Here is a 4,535-nt window from a genome sequence, read left to right on the forward strand (position 1 = left end):
GTTCGACCCTCGCACCGGGGGCCGAACGGCGCGGTGTCGTATCCGCTCCCTCCCGCCGCGTTCCACCCCGAGCCCCGATGAGACGAGAATGTCTCATACGGGCTATTCTTGTCTCATGACAGTCGATCGTGATCAGGTACTGCGGGCCGCCGCCGCGCAGCTCGCCCGCAGACCCGCCTCCACCATGGACGAGGTCGCCAAGGCCGCGGGCGTCGGCCGGGCCACCCTCCACCGGCACTTCGCCGGACGGGAGGCCCTGGTGAGGGCGCTGGAGGAGCTCGGCATCCGCGAGCTCACCCGGGCCATGGACATCGCCCTGGACGGCGCGGAGAGCGCCACCGAGGCGCTGCGACGGCTCATCATCGAGACCGAGCCCTTCTCCGGGCTGATGTCCTTCCTCGTCAGTGAGAACCAGCTCTTCGAGGGCGACGACGTCCACGAGGGCTGGGGCCGGCTCGACCAGCGGATCACCGAGCTGTTCCGGCGTGGCCAGGAGGCGGGCGAGTTCCGGATCGACCTCAGCGCGGCCTGGCTGACCGAGGCGCTGTACGGCCTGGTCGGCGCCGCCGCCTGGTCGGTGCTGAACGGCCGGGTCGGTGCCCGGGAGTACACCTTCGCGCTCACCGAGCTGCTGCTCGGCGGCTGTGCCCGGCGCAGGGAGGGCGGATGAGCATCACCGAGCTGCGCACCCCGGACCCGGCGGTCCGGGCGCCCGGACGGTGGCTGGCCCTCGCGGTGCTGGTCTTCGCGGTCCTGCTGGTCGCGGTCGACGCCACCGTGCTCGGCCTGGCGACCCCGTTCCTGACCGAGGATCTGCGCCCGTCGGGCACCCAGCTGCTGTGGATCGGCGATGTCTACTCGTTTGTGATCGCCGGTCTGCTGATCACCATGGGCAGCCTCGGCGACCGCATCGGGCGCAAGAAGCTGCTGCTGACCGGAGCGGTCGCTTTCGGCGCCGTCTCCGTCATCAACGCCTACGCCACCAGCCCCGAGATGATGATCGTGGCGCGGGCGCTGCTCGGTGTCGCCGGGGCCACGCTGATGCCCTCCACCCTCGCCCTGATCCGCAACCTCTTCCACGACCCGCGCGAGCGGAGTGTCGCGGTCGGCGTCTGGGGCGCGGCGGCCTCCGCCGGCGCGGCCGTCGGACCGGTCGTGGGCGGGGTGCTGCTGGAGCACTTCTGGTGGGGCTCGGTCTTCCTGATCAACCTGCCCGTGATGGCGATCCTCGTCCTGGTCGGGGTGAAGCTGCTGCCGGAGTCGAGGAACCCGGCCCCCGGCCCCTGGGACCTGCCCAGCGTCGCCCTCTCCCTGACCGGCATGGTCGCCGTGGTCTACGCGATCAAGGAGATGGCCATCCACGGGCTCTCCGTCGGCGCCACGGTCGCCGGGATGACGGGCGCGGGCGCGCTGCTCTGGTTCGTACGGCGCCAGCTGACGCTGCCCTCGCCCCTGCTCGATGTGCGGCTCTTCCGCAACCGGGGCTTCTCCGGCGCGGTACTGGCGGATCTGCTGACCATCCTCGGCCTGTCCGGACTGGTCTTCTTCCTCTCCCAGTTCCTCCAGCTGGTGCAGGGGCGCTCACCGCTGGAGGCCGGGCTGATCGAGCTGCCCGCCGCCATCGGCGCGGTCGTCTCCGGCCTGCTGGCCGGGTCCCTGGCCCGCCGCACCTCCGTGCGCGGCACGGTCGCGACCGGGCTGCTGGCGGTGGCGCTGTCGCTGGGCGCGTGTCTGCTGCTGACGGCACAGACCGCCGCGCCGTCGCTGATGGCGGCGCTCTTCCTGGGCGGTCTGGGCGCCGGACTCGCCTTCACGGTGACCGCCGACGTGATCCTCTCCAGCGTGCCCAAGGAACAGGCGGGCGCGGCCTCGGCGGTCTCCGAGACGGCGTACGAACTCGGCGCGGCCCTCGGTATCGCTTTGCTCGGCTCGGTGGTGACCGGTGTCTACCGGGGCTTCACCGTCCCGGAGGGGCTGCCGGAGGCCACGGCCGAGGCGGCGCGGGACTCCCTCGGCGGCGCCACCCAGGTCGCCGCCGGACTCCCGGCGGACCAGGGCGCCGCCGTGCTCGGCGCCGCGCGGGACGCCTTCACCGACGGACTGCACACCGCCGCCTCGGTCGGTTTCGGCGTCCTGCTGGCCACCGCCGTGGCGGCCTGGTTCCTGCTGCGGGGCCAGCGTCTGGCGGACTCGGTCGAGCACTGACCGCCGGTACGGGCGCGGGGACGGCCGCTCAGCGGAACGAGGGGATCCGGCCCCGCGCCGCGCTCAGGCCGCCTTGGCCTTGGTGGCGTACATGTCGACGTACTCCTGGCCCGAGAGCCGCATGACCTCGGTCATCACGGAGTCGGTGACCGCCCGCAGCACATAGCGGTCGCGGTCCATCCCCTCGTACCGGGAGAACTCCATCGGCTCGCCGAAACGGATCGTCACCCGCCCCGGCCGGGGCAGTCCGCCGCCGCCCGGCTGGAGCTTGTCCGTGCCGATCACCGCGAACGGCACCACGGGCGCGCCGGTCATCAGGGTCAGCCGGGCGATACCGGTGCGGCCCCGGTAGAGACGGCCGTCGGGGGAGCGGGTGCCCTCCGGGTAGATGCCGAACACCCGGCCCTCCTCCAGCACCCGACGGCCCGTCATCAGGGCCGCGACCGCGCCGTTGGCGCCGTCGCGGTCCACGGGGATCATCCCGACCCCGGTGAAGAACCAGGCCATCGCGCGGCCCTTGAGGCCCTTGCCCGTGACGTACTCGTCCTTGCCGATGAAGTAGACGGGCCGGGGGCAGGCCAGCGGCAGGATCATCGAGTCGATGAAGGTGAGGTGGTTCCCCGCGAGGATCACCGGCCCGCTGCCCGGGATGTTCCGCGCGCCCTCGACACGGGGCCGGAACATCAGCCGCAGAGGGGGTCCGAGTACGGCCTTGAGGAGCGACAAGCGGGACAACGGTTCCTCCGTGTCGGGACGGAAAAGCGGCGGTCGACGGCCTGCGCGCGGCTCCGCGCCGCCCCTGCCGGGTCTGGCGAAGTCTGTGCAGGTGAGGACGATACTCGCGGGCGGTCTCCCCGCGCACATCCAGTTCATCGAACCGATACTCGGTGTTGACGGGCGTTCGTGCCGCGTTCGCGCAGCGTCCGCCGGGGGTCTTTCCCCTGGAAGGCATCCCTCCGTAGCGTCAGCCATCGCTCAGCAGTGCGGGACATCACACAGAGGAGCCTTGATGACACTCGGCGGAGACAGAAGCGGTACGGAACCGGGCACCCCGGCGGCGGAACCCGCGCCCGGTCGGCGGACGCTGCTCGGCGCGGCGGCCGGAGCCACCGCGCTCGGCGCCTCCGCCGCACTCGCCGCCCCCGCCGCGGCGGCCGGCCGGCGCCCCGGCCGCGGGCCCGCCTACCGCGGACTGCCCGTCCCCACGGTCATCGCCCACCGGGGCGCCAGCGGCTACCGGCCCGAGCACACCCTCGGCGCCTACCAACTCGCCCTCGACATGGGCGCGCACATCATCGAGCAGGACCTGGTGCCCACCCGGGACGGCCATCTGGTCTGCCGTCACGAGAACGACATCACCGGCACCACCGATGTGGCCCGGCGACCGGAGTTCGCCGCCCGCCGCACCACCAAGACGGTGGACGGCCAGTCGTATACCGGCTGGTTCACCGAGGACTTCACCCTCGCCGAGCTGAAGACACTGCGGGCCACCGAGCGCATCCCGCGCACCCGGCCCCGCAACACCCTCTACGACGGCCGCTGGACCATACCCACCTTCGAGGAGGTACTGCGCTGGGCCGAGCGCGAGGGCCGCCGCCGCGGCCGCCCGGTCTGGCTCCATGTGGAGACCAAACACCCCACCTACTTCCGGGGCCTGGGGCTCGGCCTGGAGGAGCCGCTGGCCCGGCTGCTGCGCCGGTACGGCCGGGACGGGCGGGACGCGCCCGTCTTCCTCCAGTCCTTCGAGCCGAGCAGCATGCGGCGGATGGCGAGGCTGGTGGCCGCGCCCCGGGTGGTGCTGCTGGACGCGGCGGGCACCCGGCCATGGGACTTCGTGGTCGCCGGGGACCCGCGCACCGTCGACGATCTGATCACCCCCCGGGGCCTGCGCTGGATCGCCTCCTTCGCCCAGGGCATCGGACCCACCTTCGCCCTGGTCATCCCCCGGGACGCGGAGGGGCGGCTGACCCGCCCGACGACCCTGGTCCGCGACGCCCACCGGGCCGACCTGCTGGTCCACCCCTACACCCTGCGCAACGAGAACCAGTTCCTCCCGCTGGACCACCAGCGCGACGACGATCCGGCCACCCCGGCCACCGACCCCGGCGGCTACGGCGATGTCTTCGGCCTCTACCAGCGCTACTTCGCCACGGGCATCGACGGCGTCTTCACCGACCACCCCGACACGGGCCTGCTGGCGGCGGCGGACTTCGGGTCCACGACCGGCCACGGGTAGACCACCACGGGGCCCGGCCGCACAGCGTGGCAGGAACGTTCCGTCTGCGCGGGGCGCGCCCCGCGCACACGCCCCGCCGTCCGGCTGACTTAGC

General features: G+C 72.9%; 4 protein-coding genes. 3 read left to right on the plus strand and 1 reads right to left on the minus strand.

All coding sequences use genetic code 11. The annotated features are described in order from the left end of the window. Window positions 1-115: 115 nt before the first annotated feature. Both ACFVIM_RS33090 and ACFVIM_RS33095 read left to right on the plus strand, forming a co-directional pair. On the plus strand, window positions 116-670 hold the full coding sequence (locus ACFVIM_RS33090; protein ID WP_384309464.1) for a TetR/AcrR family transcriptional regulator: 555 nt from the start codon (window positions 116-118) through the stop codon (window positions 668-670). Beyond that, on the plus strand, window positions 667-2,205 hold the full coding sequence (locus ACFVIM_RS33095) for an MFS transporter (RefSeq protein WP_384309467.1): 1,539 nt from the start codon (window positions 667-669) through the stop codon (window positions 2,203-2,205). The genes ACFVIM_RS33090 and ACFVIM_RS33095 overlap by 4 nt, the downstream gene beginning before the upstream one ends. Before the next feature lie 63 nt (window positions 2,206-2,268). Here ACFVIM_RS33095 and ACFVIM_RS33100 read toward each other — a convergent pair whose 3' ends face one another. Further along, window positions 2,269-2,931, minus strand: a complete 663-nt coding sequence (locus ACFVIM_RS33100; RefSeq protein WP_384309472.1) for a lysophospholipid acyltransferase family protein — start codon at window positions 2,929-2,931, stop codon at window positions 2,269-2,271. 283 nt (window positions 2,932-3,214) lie between these two features. Here ACFVIM_RS33100 and ACFVIM_RS33105 point away from each other — a divergent pair, with 283 nt between their 5' ends. Next, entirely contained in the window at window positions 3,215-4,441 is a 1,227-nt protein-coding gene (locus tag ACFVIM_RS33105; RefSeq protein WP_384309470.1) for a glycerophosphodiester phosphodiesterase, read from the plus strand. The last annotated feature ends 94 nt before the right edge of the window (window positions 4,442-4,535 follow it).

Origin of the sequence: Streptomyces sp. NPDC057638 (assembly GCF_042800315.1) — a bacterium.
Lineage (GTDB): Bacteria > Actinomycetota > Actinomycetes > Streptomycetales > Streptomycetaceae > Streptomyces.